This window comes from Brevibacillus porteri, from assembly GCF_003013475.1.
Taxonomy (GTDB): Bacteria; Bacillota; Bacilli; order Brevibacillales; family Brevibacillaceae; genus Brevibacillus; species Brevibacillus porteri.
This window is the reverse complement of record NZ_PXZO01000055.1, coordinates 23084-38727: the sequence shown is the minus strand read 5'-3', so window position 1 is coordinate 38727 and position 15644 is coordinate 23084. Positions and strand designations below refer to the sequence as shown.

At 49.0% G+C, this 15644-nt stretch carries 14 protein-coding genes; 8 read left to right on the top strand and 6 right to left on the bottom strand.

The window, feature by feature from the left end; all coding sequences use genetic code 11:
* Positions 1-44: 44 nt before the first annotated feature.
* Together rnr and secG are read right to left on the bottom strand one after the other, a co-directional pair.
* On the bottom strand, positions 45-2576 hold the full coding sequence (gene rnr, locus C7R92_RS25850) for a ribonuclease R (RefSeq protein ID WP_106836122.1): 2532 nt from the start codon (positions 2574-2576) through the stop codon (positions 45-47).
* Between the two features lie 142 nt (positions 2577-2718).
* Positions 2719-2961, bottom strand: coding sequence for a preprotein translocase subunit SecG (gene secG / locus C7R92_RS25845; RefSeq protein WP_007728789.1), 243 nt, complete (start codon positions 2959-2961; stop codon positions 2719-2721).
* A 281-nt stretch (positions 2962-3242) separates the two neighbouring features.
* Between secG and C7R92_RS25840 the strand changes: the two genes are divergently transcribed.
* From C7R92_RS25840 to C7R92_RS25820, 5 genes are all read left to right on the top strand, one after another.
* The gene (locus tag C7R92_RS25840; RefSeq protein WP_007728788.1) at positions 3243-3638 is read left to right on the top strand and encodes a YqzM family protein; all 396 of its coding nucleotides are present in this window, start codon (positions 3243-3245) and stop codon (positions 3636-3638) included.
* Between the two features lie 139 nt (positions 3639-3777).
* Positions 3778-4473 (top strand): ABC transporter ATP-binding protein, encoded by a 696-nt coding sequence (locus C7R92_RS25835; RefSeq protein WP_244195824.1) that lies wholly within the window; start codon positions 3778-3780, stop codon positions 4471-4473.
* Positions 4470-5234: an ABC transporter permease gene (locus C7R92_RS25830; protein WP_106836121.1), complete on the top strand. Its 765-nt coding sequence runs from the start codon at positions 4470-4472 to the stop codon at positions 5232-5234. Before C7R92_RS25835 ends, C7R92_RS25830 begins: the two co-directional genes overlap by 4 nt.
* A gap of 107 nt (positions 5235-5341) precedes the next feature.
* The gene (locus tag C7R92_RS25825) at positions 5342-5866 is read left to right on the top strand and encodes an RNA polymerase sigma factor (RefSeq protein ID WP_106836120.1); all 525 of its coding nucleotides are present in this window, start codon (positions 5342-5344) and stop codon (positions 5864-5866) included.
* Positions 5856-7094: a YjgB family protein gene (locus C7R92_RS25820; RefSeq protein WP_106836119.1), complete on the top strand. Its 1239-nt coding sequence runs from the start codon at positions 5856-5858 to the stop codon at positions 7092-7094. The genes C7R92_RS25825 and C7R92_RS25820 overlap by 11 nt, the downstream gene beginning before the upstream one ends.
* A 41-nt stretch (positions 7095-7135) precedes the next feature.
* Here the strand turns inward: C7R92_RS25820 and C7R92_RS25815 are convergent, their stop codons facing one another.
* Positions 7136-8146, bottom strand: coding sequence for an ABC transporter substrate-binding protein (locus tag C7R92_RS25815; protein WP_106836118.1), 1011 nt, complete (start codon positions 8144-8146; stop codon positions 7136-7138).
* 183 nt (positions 8147-8329) lie between these two features.
* Here C7R92_RS25815 and C7R92_RS25810 point away from each other — a divergent pair, with 183 nt between their 5' ends.
* The 3 genes from C7R92_RS25810 to C7R92_RS25800 all read left to right on the top strand — a co-directional run bounded on the left by C7R92_RS25810 (position 8330) and on the right by C7R92_RS25800 (position 11769).
* Complete coding sequence (locus tag C7R92_RS25810) at positions 8330-9337, top strand: FecCD family ABC transporter permease (protein WP_106836117.1); 1008 nt, start codon at positions 8330-8332, stop codon at positions 9335-9337.
* Complete coding sequence (locus C7R92_RS25805) at positions 9337-10374, top strand: FecCD family ABC transporter permease (protein ID WP_106836116.1); 1038 nt, start codon at positions 9337-9339, stop codon at positions 10372-10374. Before C7R92_RS25810 ends, C7R92_RS25805 begins: the two co-directional genes overlap by 1 nt.
* Before the next feature lie 567 nt (positions 10375-10941).
* A complete protein-coding gene (locus tag C7R92_RS25800) occupies positions 10942-11769 on the top strand; it encodes an ABC transporter ATP-binding protein (protein ID WP_106836115.1) in 828 nt (275 codons plus the stop codon).
* A gap of 173 nt (positions 11770-11942) precedes the next feature.
* Here C7R92_RS25800 and eno read toward each other — a convergent pair whose 3' ends face one another.
* The 3 genes from eno to tpiA form a co-directional block, all read right to left on the bottom strand.
* The gene (eno, locus tag C7R92_RS25795) at positions 11943-13229 is read right to left on the bottom strand and encodes a phosphopyruvate hydratase (protein WP_069851539.1); all 1287 of its coding nucleotides are present in this window, start codon (positions 13227-13229) and stop codon (positions 11943-11945) included.
* Positions 13230-13314: 85 nt separating this feature from the next.
* A complete protein-coding gene (gene gpmI, locus C7R92_RS25790) occupies positions 13315-14856 on the bottom strand; it encodes a 2,3-bisphosphoglycerate-independent phosphoglycerate mutase (protein ID WP_106836114.1) in 1542 nt (513 codons plus the stop codon).
* A gap of 12 nt (positions 14857-14868) precedes the next feature.
* The gene (gene tpiA, locus C7R92_RS25785) at positions 14869-15627 is read right to left on the bottom strand and encodes a triose-phosphate isomerase (RefSeq protein ID WP_069851535.1); all 759 of its coding nucleotides are present in this window, start codon (positions 15625-15627) and stop codon (positions 14869-14871) included.
* Positions 15628-15644: the final 17 nt, after the last annotated feature.

Below are 15644 nucleotides of genomic sequence, written 5' to 3'. Positions count from 1 at the left end.
GGAAACGGATCGCTCCGAGTACTTTTCGGGGTTTAAACAATTGTTTAACGGCGTTTCCGTTTCACCTGACTGGCTACATTTTTGCGATTCTTTTTCTTGGACTTGACGAGATCTTCCCAGAATCCCTTCTGGCGTTTCGCTGGGGTATCTCCTTCTCCTGTACCGATTGGCAGCACTTCTTCACCGTTCGATGCTTTGCCCGATCCAGTACGACGAGGAGGTTTGTTCCCTTCCGTTTTGCGGCGATCCTTGTATTTCTGACGGATTTCCGCTGGATGCTTTTTGTCCTTTTGACGATCTGGTCGATCTGGTCGATCTGGTCTGCCAGGACGATCTGGACGGCCTGTACGTGAACGTTCTTGTTGCTTTCCACGTGTCGGCTTACGATCCCCACCGCGACCATCTATGACGCGAGGCGTACGCTCACGGCTACCACGGAAGCCAGCCTTCGGCATCCCGACGATTTCGAAGTCGATGGTGCGTTCATCCACGTTGACATTCGCTACACGTACCTCGACGACATCCCCGATCCGGTACTGCTTTCCAGTACGCTCACCGACCAGCGCAAACATTTTCTCATGGTAATGATAGTAGTCGTCGGTCAAAAAGCTGACGTGCACCAAGCCTTCAATGGTATTAGGCAGCTCGACAAAAATCCCAAACGAAGTGACGCTGGAGATGACACCTTCGAATTCTTCTCCCACTCGCTCAAGCATGAACTCCGCTTTTTTCAGATCGTCTGTTTCACGCTCGGCATCGACAGCCAACCGTTCACGCTGTGACGCATGCTCTGCGATTACTGGCATTTGCTCTGCCCAGTACCCCAGACGTTTTTCTGATATTTGATTCCCCAACTCGATCCATTCGCGAATACGGCGGTGGACGATCAGGTCGGGATAACGGCGAATCGGCGAAGTAAAATGGGTATAAAACTCCGTAGACAAGCCGTAATGCCCCAAGCTTTCCGCGTCGTAACGCGCTTGCTTCATCGAACGCAGCATGACCGTGCTGATAATAATTTCTTCCGGCGTTCCTTTTACCTCTTCCAGCAGCTGCTGCAACGCACGTGGATGAACAGAATTGCCCTTCCCGCGGATCGAGTAGCCAAAATTCGTGATGAACTCCATGAAGGCCATGAGCTTTTCAGCGTTCGGGTCTTCGTGAATCCGGTACATGAACGGCTGCTTCATCCAGTGGAAGTGCTCCGCCACTGTTTCGTTGGCAGCGAGCATGAACTCCTCGATAATCTGCTCCGCAATCGATCTCGTACGGAAGCCGATTTCCGTAGGTGTACCCGCTTCATCCACATAAATTTTCGCTTCGCGGAAGTCAAAGTCAATGGCACCACGCTGCATACGTTTTCCACGCAACTTCAATGCCAAATTCTTCATTTCCTCGAACATCGGGACGAGCTGGCTGTACTTCTCGATCAGTGCTTCGTCCTTGTCGTCCAAAATACTTCGTACATCCGCATATGTCATTCGCTCATCTGTACGAATCACGCTCAAAAATATATCGTACTTAACGGTGTTCCCGCCTGCATCCATCTCCATATCACAAGAAATCGTCAAGCGATCCACCTGCGGATTGAGACTGCATATTCCGTTGGACAAGCGATGTGGCAGCATCGGAATGACGCGGTCAACCAAGTAGACACTGGTACCGCGACGATACGCCTCATTATCCAGCTGGGACTTATCGCGAACGTAATAGCTCACGTCAGCGATATGAACGCCGAGTCTTACGTTTCCATTTGGCAGCTTCTCAAGAGACACCGCATCATCCAAGTCTTTGGCATCTGCTCCATCAATGGTGACCATCATACGATCACGTAAGTCACGACGACCCTTGATCTCTTCCTCGGATATCTCATCTGGTGCCGCCTCAGCCTCAGCTAATACGTCCTCAGGAAAAGCCTCAGGCAAGTTAAACTTGCGGATGATCGACAGAATATCGACGCCCGGATCGTTCTTATGTCCGAGAATCTCAACGACTTCACCCTCTGGATTCACACGCCCCTCTGGATAGCGAACGATGTTCACGACTACCTTGTGACCATCTACTGCTCCGTTAAAGGAGTCTTTCGGGATGAAAATATCTTTGCCGATTCGCTTTTCGTCGGGGATGACAAACGCGTAATGCCTCTCATCCTTGAATGTCCCTACGACCTGCTTGATTCCGCGCTCGACAATGCGGATGATCTGCCCTTCCAGGCGATTGCCGCCTGCTTCTTTTTCCACGCGGACAAAAACCGTATCGCCATGGAGTGCACCATTCATATCATTCGCATGTACATATACGTCATCCGAGTCAGGTGTCTCCGGGATCACAAATCCAAAGCCCTTTGGATGACTTTGCAGACGTCCGCGTACCAGATTCATTTTTTCAGGCACGCCATACCGATTCGCTCTGGTGCGGATCACCTCTCCGCTCGCTTCCAGTGCATTCAGCGTTTTCACAAGCTCCTTGAACGTGGCAGAATCCTTGATTCCAAACGCTTCTTCCAGTTCCCTCACCGTCATCGGGTGGTATGCTTGCTCTCGCATAAACGCGAGTATTTTTTCTTGGTCTTCCATTCACAAACCTCCTTTTTCGCGTGGCATTCCCGCGTTTCTCCATGACCATCCTATTATGTAGTATTCACCGTTCCCGCATATCGCAATCGGAATAGAGAAAAAGACAGCAAGTTGCACTCGCTGTCTTTCGGCCGTTCGTCTATTACGCTCCTGATTTCAAGAAATACCCGAGCAAAATCGCAAAAATCATGAAGCCAACCGCAAATACAACGGTCAGTTTCCCTAAAAGTGCGTCAATCCCGCGGGCTTTTTGTTTGCCCATCAGTTGCTCTGCGCCGCCACCAATCGCTCCGGAAAGGCCGGCACTTTTTCCCGATTGCAGCAACACGACGATAATTAAGCCAATACTTGCGATCACAAGTAAAATTTTCGCAGCCAATGCCATTTTCATTCACCTCAAAACGTATTTCCAAGGCGGAAAAAACCAATACAACAACTTTATCACACTTATCTGGTAACAGCAACCCGCTATCCCTTCCATTATAAGAGAAATTCTCTCAAATAATATTGACCGTTATAAGGTAGACTAAGAGCAACGTGTTTTTACGAAAAAATGGCAAATTGTGTACTTTCTTTGTCTTGTTTGGTAGTCGCCTTGATATTGTCAAACTTTTGCCGTAAAATTACCATGAAACTTTATAATTTGCTTTGGGAGGTCTTTGTCAGATGGCTGGGTCCAACAAAAAAGACATGAATCAAAACGATGTAATTGATTCCGCGAAGGCCTTTTTCACTTCGTTTGGTATCTTGTTTCTAGTTTTTCTCATTGCACTTGTAGGATCAATCATTTTCCCACCAAAACATGGCGAAGAAGCCAATGGTGGCGGCGCACCAACTGCACAAATTGACGCTGCTGCTGTATTTAAACAAAATTGCGCTTCCTGTCACGGTCAAAATCTCGAAGGCATTGCAGGTCCAAACCTGACGAAAATTGGAGCTACGCTCAGCGCTGACGACATTGCTAAAATCATCAAAGATGGTAAGGGCGGCATGCCTCCTGGAATGCTGAAGAAACAACCAGAAATTCAAGCGGTTTCACAGTGGCTGTCAGAGAAAAAATAAGTACATAGATAGCCAGTAAGAAAGAAACACCGAAGACTCGTCCTCTTCGGTGTTTTCCGCGTTAATGGGGAGGCTTTTACATATGACCATCAAGATCGAAGCTTTGGGGAAACACATCCACTCTCCCACGAGTACATAGTTGTTTCGTGACGTAAACGCTAGTATTAAAGAACCTACGATTATTGGAATTCTGGGAAGATCAGGCCAAGGAAAAAGCACCTTGCTCCGTATTTTGGGTCGTCTTCTGCACCCTGATGCGGGTAAGGTTTTTTTAGAGAAGAAAGAAATGGCATTGTGGGACGCGAAAGCTTGGCGAATGAAAATCAGTTATGTGGCACAGCAGGCTGTTATGCTGCCAGGCAGTGTGGAAGACAACCTGCGGACAGTAAGTACTTTGCATCAACGTCCTTTTGATAAGAAGTTCGCCTCTGACTTGATGGAGCAGTTATATATGGAAGAAATCGATTGGTCAAAACCAGCCGCTCAACTGTCCGGTGGTGAAAAACAACGGCTCGCTCTCGTTCGCAGCTTGTTGCTTCAGCCACCTGTCCTGCTGCTGGATGAGGTCACCGCTTCACTCGATATGAAAAGCAAGCAGGCTGCTGAGCGTCTCCTCGTCAATTTGCACCGGCAAACGGGCACGACCTTAATTTGGGTCACGCATGATTTAGAAGAAGCGCGAGTGGCTTGCAAGCGCATTTGGTTTATGGCCAACCACCAGCTTGCAGAAGACGCTGAATGTGAAGCGTTTTTCCACTCGCCCCAATCCGTTGAAGCTCGTGAATTTTTGCAAGATGGAAATGTCCATGCTGCTCTAAGCGAGGTGAAGCGATGACGCATACTTTTACGTTTTCATACATGTGGCTACTCTTTGCCTATGCCTTTGTTTTCATTGCCCTTCTGCTCTCTGTTTGGCAGAAGCTCGGTTTGGAAAAAGACATTTTGATTGGCACCATCCGTTCGACCGTTCAGTTGCTCGCGATCGGCTATGTCCTACATTTTGTCTTTGCTGCCGATAGTGTCTGGTTTATTTTCGTGATCATTCTCATGATGATCTTGGTCGCTTCGTGGAACGCTACCAGCAGAGCGAAGCATTTATCGGGGATCTTTTGGCGGATCTCCCTTTCACTTGGGATAACAGAGATCATCACCATGGGACTGTTGGTTGTACTCGGGCTTGTCTCTCCTACGCCGCAGTACCTCATCCCGATGAGCGGCATGATTATTGGCAGCTCTATGATCGTCACGAGCCTTTTTCTCACGCATATGAACAGAGAAGTAGAAGCCTCTCGTGGGGAAATCGAGACACTGCTTTGTCTGGGAGCCACTACACGCCAAGCCGTACATGTGGTGTTGAAGCGCGCTGTCAAAGCGAGCATGATTCCTACCTTTGACACGATGAAAACAATCGGACTCGTCCAATTGCCAGGGATGATGACCGGAATGATCGTCGCGGGTGCCAGTCCCATCGAGGCCGTGCGCTACCAAATCCTTATTATGCTCAGCTTCAGCTCCTCTGCGGCTATTTCGGCGGTTCTGATCAGCATGCTCAGTTATCAGCTCTGGTTTACTCGGGATTCCATGCTCCACTCGTAAATGCACACACTGCCGGACCTTTGCTTCCGGCAGTTTTTTTGTTTTTGTAATGAAATGCACCCTGAGTCGTCAAATTACAAGTAGAACGTACAAAAGGTGGTTCAGCTATGGACAAAAACGGTTTAATGGAGCAATGGTTCCTGCGCTATGGCGATGATATTTACAAATTTCTTATTTACTACACAGGAACCCGCGATGTAGAAGACCTCGTTCAGGATGTCTTTTTAAAAGCGCTTCGGTCTCTGGATGCATTCGAAGGCAGATCGCAACCGAAAACATGGCTATTGACGATCGCGAGGAATACCGCCATCGATCATAAACGAAAGCAACGTCTTCGTAATTGGCTGCCAGATAAATGGCTGGCGAATGTAGAGACGGAAGAAAAAACACCGGAAGAAATTCTGCATGTACATGAGGAGCACCAAGCACTTTATCATGCAATCCGTGAAGTAAAGCCCGCTTTTCGCGAGGTGCTCATTTTGCGTGGAGTCAAAGGACTGTCCTCCAAGGAGACGGCTGAAATACTTGGGTGGTCCGAAAACAAAGTAAACGTGACACTGCACCGTGCCATGAAGGCTGTCAGGGAAATACTTGAGCGTGAGAAAAAGGAGATGATTGGCGATGCGATCTAATTCAGACCATGACCTACTAGGGAAATTACAAGGAATGCCGGATATGAAAATGAGTGGAGAAAAAAAGCAAGAGATCGTATCTGCTATTCGCCAAACAAATGGAAGCAAATCTGGAAGGACTGCTTCTTATCGTGGTTTCTCTGCGCTTGGCAAGGGATTGGCCCTCTGCTCCGTACTCGCTGCGACCGTCTGGCTAGGAGCCTCACTCCTTACGAACCAACACCAGAGCACATTGCCAGACTCCGTTGCGCCTATTGCTCCTGGCTCTCCTACCGCTTCTCCGGGACCGGGTCCAAACAACATCGTGACGACACCGCCTATTCCGCAGTCAGAGGAGCTCTTGTCACAAATTCGCTCAAATGCGAAAGAAGGCAGAGTCATCTCCCTTCCTTTCGTTCTGGAAAAAACCGTAGATGAAGTCGAAAAGGGCTGGGGAAAGCCTGAGAAAACCTACACAGCAAATGGACTGACCTACTCCGCCTACCCGAAAAAAGAAGTCGTGTTTGGCTACAACAAAGGTATGCAGATTGTAGACATCCACAGGACAGATTCGCGTTTGCAGCAAATCAGCCTGTCTGCCGTAGAAAAGAGCTGGGGAAAGCCGGGGCGTATCAGCGAGTTTGGCAATCAAACGATTTACACCTACGACGTCACAAACAACTATCAGGTGAAATTCCACTTCCAAGGAACAAAAAGCACGAACAAGGAAGACCTGATTCTTGTTGAATACCATCTGTATTATCCGCAAGGAAACAAAAATCTCATGCTGTATGCGGACAATGCCGAGATGTTGCAAAGCGTGCGTGATCTCGCTCAGAAAGGCCAAATCTTTGGCAGTCAGTATCGTGTAGAAAACGATATGTTCGATGACGCAGAAAAACAGCTGGGCAAACCGGATGTCGTCTCCTTCATCAATGGCATCACGTACAATACGTACCGGGATCTCAATCTAGTCTTCGCCTTTAACAAAGGAATGCAGATCGTTGATATTCGTTCCTACGACCCACGCCTGCAAGCAATCACACTTGCCGAGGTACGTGAAACACTTGGGGAGCCAGCTAGCAAAACCACAACGGGAGGCCAAACTATCTACACCTACAAGGTAACTCCTGATTATGAATTGAAATTCATTTTCTCAGGTATCATGACGGATGATCCAAACACCCTCTACATCGATCACGTAAACATTTACTACCCACGAGGAACATTCAACAACATGGCAGGATAACAACACAAAAAAGACGGGAGCATCAGTCCCGTCTTTTCTCATTATTTACCGATGATGTAGCCTTCCAGCTCATCCAGTACTTTATTGGCTGCGATTACGCCACCGGAAGTATTCCAGATGGTGTCATCCACTTTGAATGCTTTATTGTTTTTCACGACGTTCAGGTTTTTCCAGAGAGGATCGTTCGTCCACTCTTGCTCCAGCTTGGAAGCCTCGCCTTTGCCTGTTTCGTACGTGAAGTAGAACATGATGTCGCCGTCCATTTCTGGAATGCGCTCTTTGGTTACTTCTGCTGCGAAATCGTCTTTGTCTTGGGAAGCTGGACGTGCCAGGCCAAGGTCTTTGAAGATCGCGCCTGTGAAGGTTTTTGTATAGTAGATGCGAACTTTACCAGGCATGAAGCGTACAACGGAAACTTTTGTGTTCAGCTTGTCGCCAGCTTTTGCTTTAAATTCTTCTACGCGCTTGTTCCAATCAGCGAGGACTTTTTCTCCCTCAGCCTTTTTGTTTACCGCTTCTGCGAACAAGGAGAAGTTTTCTTTCCAATCGCCGCGTGGCTCTTCAACGAATACGGTTGGAGCGATTGCAGTCAATTGTTGATAAATTTTTTCGTGACGGAATTTCATACCCAGAATCAGGTCAGGTTTCAGTGCAGCGATTGCTTCCAGGTTAGGTTGACCTTCTGTACCTACGGATTTTGTCCCCTCAAGGAAAGACTTGGTGAAATCGTAGAATTGTGTTGGATCATGAGCAGCACCCACAGCCCCTACTGGCTTCACACCGAGAGCCATCAAGGTTTCTGTACCTTGGTTGGTCAACATGACGATGCGTTTTGGTGTACCTTTAATGGTTGTTTCGCCCATCGCGTGTTTCACTGTGTAGCTTTGGCCGGAACCCTCCGAATTGCCTGTTGCTTGATCAGCAGGCTTTTGTTCTGCAGGCTTTTGTTCACTTGCTTGCGGAGTACCACAACCTGTAACAACCAGCAAGAGCGCCATTAAGACAGCAAAGAAAGCTTTACCGCCTACGGTCCGATATGTACGTGAAAACATGATGAAAGGACCCCTTTCCCTTTTCTATAATGAGAATTCATATCAATGACAGAGTCTATCCTACTCCCCTGCTTGTCAAAAGTCAATCATAAAATGATAATGACTATCAACGTCATTGACACTTCCTTTATGTAGCTCTACACTTAACTATGAAACCATCTAAGAAATAAGGATGTAGCCATCATGAATTCCTTTTTAGCTAGCAACTTTCGTAAGATTCTGGGAGTGGCATTCGCCCTTCTTCTCCTGACTTACCTCAGTTATGCCAGCCTCATCTTTGGCGTCATTGACACGAGTTGGCAAACTGCGATTGATGCCTACACGAATTTCAACGGCTCCAATGAACACATCGTCATTAAAGAAGTGCGAGTACCGCGTGTGCTCAATGCGCTTACGGTCGGTTTTTGCCTCGGCTTGGCCGGAACTCTTCTCCAATCCTTGACGAGAAACCCTGTTGCAGACGTTGAACTGTTCGGTCTTAATGCAGGTGCTTCTCTTTTTGTTGTGTTCGCCGTTACTTTTGTCGGAATCAGCTCCTTGACTCAGTTTACGTGGATTTCCTTTTTAGGAGCCGCTGTAGCAGGTTTGATCGTTTACTTGCTCGGTTCATTCGGCAGAGATGGGCTTTCACCTGTGAAGCTGGTTCTAGCGGGTGCAGCTATCACCGCTTTGGCTTCCTCGATCCGACACGGCATGATGGTCCTTAATGAAAAGGCTACTGACGAGGTGCTTTTCTGGCTAGCAGGGTCAGTCGGAGGCAGAAAGCTGGAGTATTTAGCCACTGTCTTTCCTTATATGATCATCGCCTGGATCGCTGCTTTTGTCCTCGCACGTCCGATTCAAACCTTATTGATGGGTGATGACGTAGCAAAAGGTCTCGGACAACGCACATTATTGGTCAAATTCAGTGTTGGAATCGTCATTGTCCTCTTATCCGGTTGCGCGGTTGCTGTTGCTGGACCCATTGGTTTTGTCGGATTGGTTACTCCGCATCTGGCCCGCTATCTCGTTGGAATCGACACTCGCTGGGTGCTTTTGTACAGCGGTCTGCTTGGTTCCATCCTACTGCTGTTAGCAGACATAGGCGCTCGGTATATCGCAATGCCTGCAGAAGTTCCTATTGGAGTAATGACAGCCCTGATCGGGATTCCTTTCTTCATCTATGTCGCACGCAAGGGGCTGGATAAATAATGAAAGACTACCTGTCTCTTCGCATCGGCAAGCGCTTTTCATCGTTTCAGCTACATAGAAAGACGATCTGGTTTTCGCTACTCGCCTTGCTGATCGTCATCGCAGTGGCGGTTGTCAGTCTCGGAATGGGTGAAATGAAAATCGCCCCGCTCGATGTGGTCAAAGTTTTGTTGGGAATTGGTTCAGAAGAGAATGCTTTGATTGTGGAGCAATTTCGCCTGCCGCGCATCGTCATCGCTATTCTGGTAGGTGCCGCACTTGCCGTTGCTGGTGCCATCATGCAGGGCCTCGTCCGCAATCCGTTGGCTTCCCCAGATATTCTTGGAGTATCCGGTGGAGCATCTGTTTTTGCAGTCGGCTTTTTGATCCTATTTGAAACAGCGAGCATCAAATGGCTTCCTCCCATCGCTTTTTTGGGAGCGACATTGACAACATTCCTGCTGTACGCCCTCTCTTGGAAAAAAGGAGTTACGCCGCTTCGTCTCGTCATGATCGGTGTTGGAATCAAAATCGCAGCGGGTGCCATTGTCACCATGCTGATCATGTTCAGCCCGTTTTTGCTGCAAAATAAGGCATTGCTCTGGCTGACAGGAAGCATCTACGGCGTTGCCTGGAACGACGTATTCATGATTTTGCCGTGGGTCGTCGGACTGATTCTCGTAGCCGCCTTACTTGCTAGACGCGTGAACATTCAACAGCTCGGGGATGATCTGGCGACGAGTCTCGGCAGTTCCTTGCAATTGGATCGCTTCCTCCTGCTCATGATTTGCGCGGCTTTGACGGGAACAGCCGTCTCTGTTGGAGGAGACATCAGCTTTGTGGCTTTGCTGGCGCCACACATTGCCAAACAACTGATTGGTCCGTCCTTTGGCGGTGCCATGACACTCTCGGCTTTCTTGGGTGCCATTATCGTATTGCTTGCGGATTTGATTGCACGCATGGCTTTTTCACCAATCGAAGTGCCTGTAGGGGTATTCACCTCTGCCATCGGCGCTCCCTTTTTCATCTACTTGCTGTACAAAAACCGAAATCGCTAGTAAAGAACTTTGTCCCGCTGTGGTGGTGGGAGGAAACAGGAAAAAACGCTCAGCTTCTTGTCCCACCCACTGAGGGATTCACTGCCCGACTCCATGCAAAAAGCGAAACCGCGTCCAAAGTGGTTCTTTCAGGAAGTTTTTCAGAGGTGGACGCTTAAGATCGTGTTTCGCTTTTTGCATTCCGTCTCGGTCGGTGTACCAAAGATCTTCGCTTATTTCTCCTGTTTCCTCTACGAGCTTTCTGTGTTATCCATGTTTTTAAAGATTGAAAAGACTAAAAAATGTCATCGGTTACGCTAGAGAAGAATATTTCCAGACGTAGCGACTTGTGGAGTCCTACCGAGCGGAGAAGGGATTAGCGGGCAAAAGAAACGCAACCCTGCCTATTCGACGTAGCGGCTACCACTTTTGCGTTTCCCCGCTAATCACTTCGGAGCGGGCAGTCCATGCTTCCCCGAGGGACGGAGCACTGAGCCTAGTCTGGAAATATTCTTCTCCCCACCACAGCCACATGCTGCCTGAATATATTTTTTAACTTCCTATACGTTTGAAAGGAGTCCAACCCATATGCAAGCTTTGGAAACCCAACGGCTTACGTTATCGTACGGAGAACGCAACATCATTGAAGCATTAGATTTAAACATCCCGCGTGGAAAAATCACCGTTTTCATTGGCAGTAATGGCAGTGGCAAATCGACATTGCTGCGCTCTCTGGCACGTTTACTCAAACCAAAGGAAGGCGCCATCCTGCTTGAAGGAGAATCGATCGCGAAACGCTCTACCAAAGAGGTAGCCAAACGTCTTGCCATCCTTCCTCAAGGCCCATCTGCACCAGAAGGATTAACGATTCTGCAATTGGTCAAGCAAGGACGCTATCCTTATCAAAACTGGCTACAGCAATGGTCAGAAGAAGACGAGCAGATGGTCAGCAAAGCATTGGCAGCTACTCAACTCACGGATATGGCTAACCGTGCCGTCGACAGTCTCTCTGGCGGACAACGTCAACGCGCCTGGATCGCAATGACGCTCGCCCAAGGTACCGAAACGATTTTGCTGGATGAGCCTACGACTTATTTGGATATGTCGCATCAGATTGAGATTTTGGACCTGTTGTTTGAACTGAATCAAACAGAACAGCGCACCATCGTCATGGTTCTTCACGATCTGAATCTCGCTTGCCGCTATGCCCATCATATCGTTGCCGTTCACAATCAGACCGTAGTGGCAGAAGGGGCTCCAAACGAAGTACTGACGACCGACCTTGTCCGTACGGTTTTCGATATGGATTGTCAAATTACCCAAGACCCGCTGTACGGAACTCCTATGTGCATCCCGTACAGTAAAAGCCGCCTGGGCTTTGTGCAGGCCGAACCAAAAGCATTCGCCATGTCTTAAGCGCCAAACAACAAAAAGACTGTCCATCGAGTTGTATGGGCAGTCTTTTTTCGTATGCAAAAACTTGAGTGCGGTGGCATGTTTCTTTCATCCTACAAAAAGAACAGCGGCAGTCCCGGACTTTCTTGCATCCTGGACTGCCACTGTTCTTTTTATCTATCAATCATGTAAGCTTACTTCTTCAGGTTGTAGAATGCAGAACGACCGCCAAAACGAGCTGTATCAGCGAGTTCGTCTTCAATACGCAGCAATTGGTTGTACTTCGCTACGCGGTCAGTGCGGGAAGGCGCACCAGTCTTGATTTGACCTGCATTTGTAGCCACTGCGATATCCGAAATCGTAGAGTCTTCGGTTTCACCGGAACGGTGGGAGATCACCGCAGTATAGCCAGCCAGCTTCGCCATTTCGATTGCTTCAAAGGTTTCTGTCAGCGTACCGATTTGGTTTACTTTTACCAGAATGGAGTTACCTGTAGAGGTCTCGATTCCGCGAGCCAGACGCTCCGTGTTCGTTACGAACAAGTCGTCACCTACCAGCTGAACTTTGCTACCCAGCTTGTCAGTCAGTGCTTTCCAGCCATCCCAGTCGTCTTCAGACAGACCGTCTTCGATAGAGATGATTGGGTATTTGCTTACCAGATCTTCGTAGAACGCGATCATTTCTTCTGTTGTTTTCACAACGCCTTCGCCTTCGAAGTGGTATTTGCCATCTTTGAACATTTCTGTAGCTGCAACGTCCAGCGCGAGGAACACGTCTTTGCCTGGCTCATAGCCTGCTGCCTTGATCGCATCCAAAATGGTTGTGATCGCTTCTTCGTTGGATTTCAGGTTTGGAGCGAAGCCACCTTCATCCCCTACTGCTGTGCTCAGACCTTTTTCACCCAATACTTTTTTCAGGGAGTGGAAAATTTCCGCACCTGTGCGCAGCGCTTCCTTAAAGGAAGTAGCACCTACTGGCATGACCATGAATTCCTGAATGTCTACAGTGTTGTCTGCGTGCTTACCACCGTTCAGGATGTTCATCATAGGAACTGGCAACATTCTCGCGTTGAAGCCACCGAGGTAGTTGTAGAGAGGAACGCCGAGAGAGTCTGCAGCTGCACGTGCTACTGCCATGGACACGCCGAGAATCGCGTTTGCGCCCAGCTTGGCTTTGTTTGGTGTACCGTCGAGCTGAATCATCGCCATATCGATGCCAACTTGATCGAGGGCGTCCATGCCGATCAGTTCAGGAGCAATGATTTCATTCACGTTCTCTACGGCTTTCAGAACGCCTTTACCCAAGTAGCGGGATTTGTCACCGTCGCGAAGCTCAACTGCTTCATACGCACCTGTAGACGCTCCAGATGGAACATCTGCGCGACCCATCGAGCCATCTTCGAGATACACTTCTACTTCCACAGTTGGATTACCGCGGGAGTCCATAATTTCGCGTGCATAAATGTCAGTAATCATTGCCATTTCTCGTCCATCTCCTTTTTTCATGTGCACTTACAATCTATTTCGATAAACGCCAAGCTACCCTTACAGTGTGTCCCAGTAAAGCCTATTTTGCAAGTAACGATTTGCCTGTCATTTCAACCGGTTGCGCTACCCCCAAAAGCTCCAAAAGCGTTGGCGACAAGTCGGCCAAAATACCGTCTTCGCGCAGAGCAGCCCCGTCTTTAGTCACGATTACAGGCACCGGATACGTACTGTGTGAAGTAATCGGACGTCCCGCTTCATCCAGCATCAGATCCGCGTTGCCGTGGTCAGCTGTGATGACGGCTACGCCGCCTTTTGCTACGATGGCATCGACCACTCGGCCCAAGCATGCATCGACCGTCTCGACTGCTTTGATCGTTGGCTCCATCATACCGGAATGACCAACCATGTCGCAGTTGGCAAAGTTCAGGATGATCGCATCAAAATTTTCCGCCTCGATCTCAGCGACAACCGCGTCTGTCAGCTCTGGAGCACTCATCTCCGGCTGCAAATCGTACGTCGCCACTTTTGGCGAAGGAATTAAGATACGCGTCTCACCTGGAAACTCCTTTTCCCGCCCGCCACTAAAGAAGAACGTCACATGCGGATATTTCTCCGTCTCGGCAATGCGCAACTGCTTCAAGCCTTGCTGGGAAAGCACCTCTCCCAACGTGTTATCCAGATTGGAAGGCTTGTAAGCGACATACCCGTCAACTGTCTCGGAAAAATGCGTCAAGCACACAAAATGCAGATCGCGTGGACGCTCATCTCCGCGGTCAAAGCCACGGAAATCTTCATTCGTAAAGGCTTGCGACATTTGAATCGCACGATCCGGGCGGAAATTATAAAAAATAACCGAATCGCCGCTTTGAACGGTCGTCACTGGTTTTCCTGCCTCATCGAGAATCACGGTTGGCATGACAAACTCATCCATAATGGACTTTTCGTAGGATTCTTTTACTGCTTGAACCGGATCACGATAAGCCGGAGCATCTGCGTACACCATGGCACGATACGCCTTCTCTACGCGCTCCCAGCGTTTGTCCCGATCCATCGCGTAGTAGCGACCTTGTACGGTAGCAATGCGACCAACGCCGATCTCTGCGATTTTGGCTTGCAGCTGTTCGATATATCCCACTGCACTGTCAGGCGATACATCGCGACCATCGAGGAAACCGTGGATGAACACATCCACAAAGTCCTGCTTTTTCGCCAACTCGAGCATTGCAAACAGGTGGTTAATATGACTGTGTACACCACCATCGGACAAAAGCCCGAACAGATGAAGCTGCTTGCCGTTTTGCTTCGCGTGCTGGAAAGCAGCGATCAGTGTTTCGTTTTCAAAAAAAGCGCCTTCTTGAATCGACTTGGTAATGCGCGTCAAATCCTGATAAACAACACGCCCTGCGCCGATATTGAGATGGCCTACTTCGGAGTTCCCCATCTGTCCTTCTGGAAGCCCAACAGCCAGCCCGCTTGCCTCCAGTGTCGCGTGAGGGTATTGGTTCCAGTAACGGTCGAAATTCGGCTTGTTGGCTTGTGCTACTGCGTTTCCATGCGTCTCGTTACGCAGAGCAAAACCATCTACAATCAAAAGGGCAACCGGTTTTGGTCTTTGTGCCATTGCTTTCTCCTCCTATCGCGACGTAGCTCCTGCCACAAGCTGCAAGTAACTGTCCGCTACAAGACTCGCTCCACCGACCAATGCTCCGTCGATATCCGGCTGTGACATGTAGCTTGCGATGTTTTCCGGCTTTACGCTTCCGCCGTATTGAATGCGCACTTTTTCAGCTGTCGCTTGTCCGAAGCGTTCACCGATTACGCTACGAATAATGGCAATCGTTTCATTGGCATCCTCTGCCGTGGAAGACTTGCCTGTGCCAATCGCCCAAATCGGCTCGTATGCAATAACGGTATCTGCCACTTGTGCAGCGTCCACTCCAGCAAAGGCACCTTCTGTCTGCGTACGAACGACGTCAGCTGTCTCGCCCGCTTCCCGCTGCTCCAGACTCTCGCCTACGCACACAATCGGTACGAGACCTGCTGCTAATGCGGCTACAACCTTTTTGTTCACGGTCTCATCTGTTTCATTGAAATACTGACGGCGCTCGGAGTGACCAAGGATCACGTACTCCACACCGATTTCTTTCAGCATAGAGGCGCTGATTTCACCTGTATAAGCACCTTGCTCTTCAAAATGCATGTTTTGCGCGCCGATGGCAATATCCGTGCCCGCCAGTTCTTCCTTAAGTGAAGCCAACGCTGTAAATGGTGCGCAAATGACTTTTTGTACCCCGGAAGTATTGTTGCCTGCCTTGGCGTCCTGCGCAAATGCTCTTGCCTCGGCCATCGTCTTGAACATCTTCCAGTTCCCCGCGATAATTGGTGTTCGCATGCAAACTCCCCCTCTTC

Coding starts and splice junctions, on each gene's coding strand:
- C7R92_RS25815 (WP_106836118.1), bottom strand. CDS start 8,146: ATGTTTTCACGTACATATCGGACCGTAGGCGGTAAAGCTTTCTTTGCT.
- C7R92_RS25840 (WP_007728788.1), top strand. CDS start 3,243: ATGGCTGGGTCCAACAAAAAAGACATGAATCAAAACGATGTAATTGAT.
- C7R92_RS25830 (WP_106836121.1), top strand. CDS start 4,470: ATGACGCATACTTTTACGTTTTCATACATGTGGCTACTCTTTGCCTAT.
- tpiA (WP_069851535.1), bottom strand. CDS start 15,627: ATGCGAACACCAATTATCGCGGGGAACTGGAAGATGTTCAAGACGATG.
- C7R92_RS25810 (WP_106836117.1), top strand. CDS start 8,330: ATGAATTCCTTTTTAGCTAGCAACTTTCGTAAGATTCTGGGAGTGGCA.
- C7R92_RS25800 (WP_106836115.1), top strand. CDS start 10,942: ATGCAAGCTTTGGAAACCCAACGGCTTACGTTATCGTACGGAGAACGC.
- rnr (WP_106836122.1), bottom strand. CDS start 2,576: ATGGAAGACCAAGAAAAAATACTCGCGTTTATGCGAGAGCAAGCATAC.
- C7R92_RS25820 (WP_106836119.1), top strand. CDS start 5,856: ATGCGATCTAATTCAGACCATGACCTACTAGGGAAATTACAAGGAATG.
- gpmI (WP_106836114.1), bottom strand. CDS start 14,856: ATGGCACAAAGACCAAAACCGGTTGCCCTTTTGATTGTAGATGGTTTT.
- eno (WP_069851539.1), bottom strand. CDS start 13,229: ATGGCAATGATTACTGACATTTATGCACGCGAAATTATGGACTCCCGC.
- C7R92_RS25805 (WP_106836116.1), top strand. CDS start 9,337: ATGAAAGACTACCTGTCTCTTCGCATCGGCAAGCGCTTTTCATCGTTT.
- secG (WP_007728789.1), bottom strand. CDS start 2,961: ATGGCATTGGCTGCGAAAATTTTACTTGTGATCGCAAGTATTGGCTTA.
- C7R92_RS25825 (WP_106836120.1), top strand. CDS start 5,342: ATGGACAAAAACGGTTTAATGGAGCAATGGTTCCTGCGCTATGGCGAT.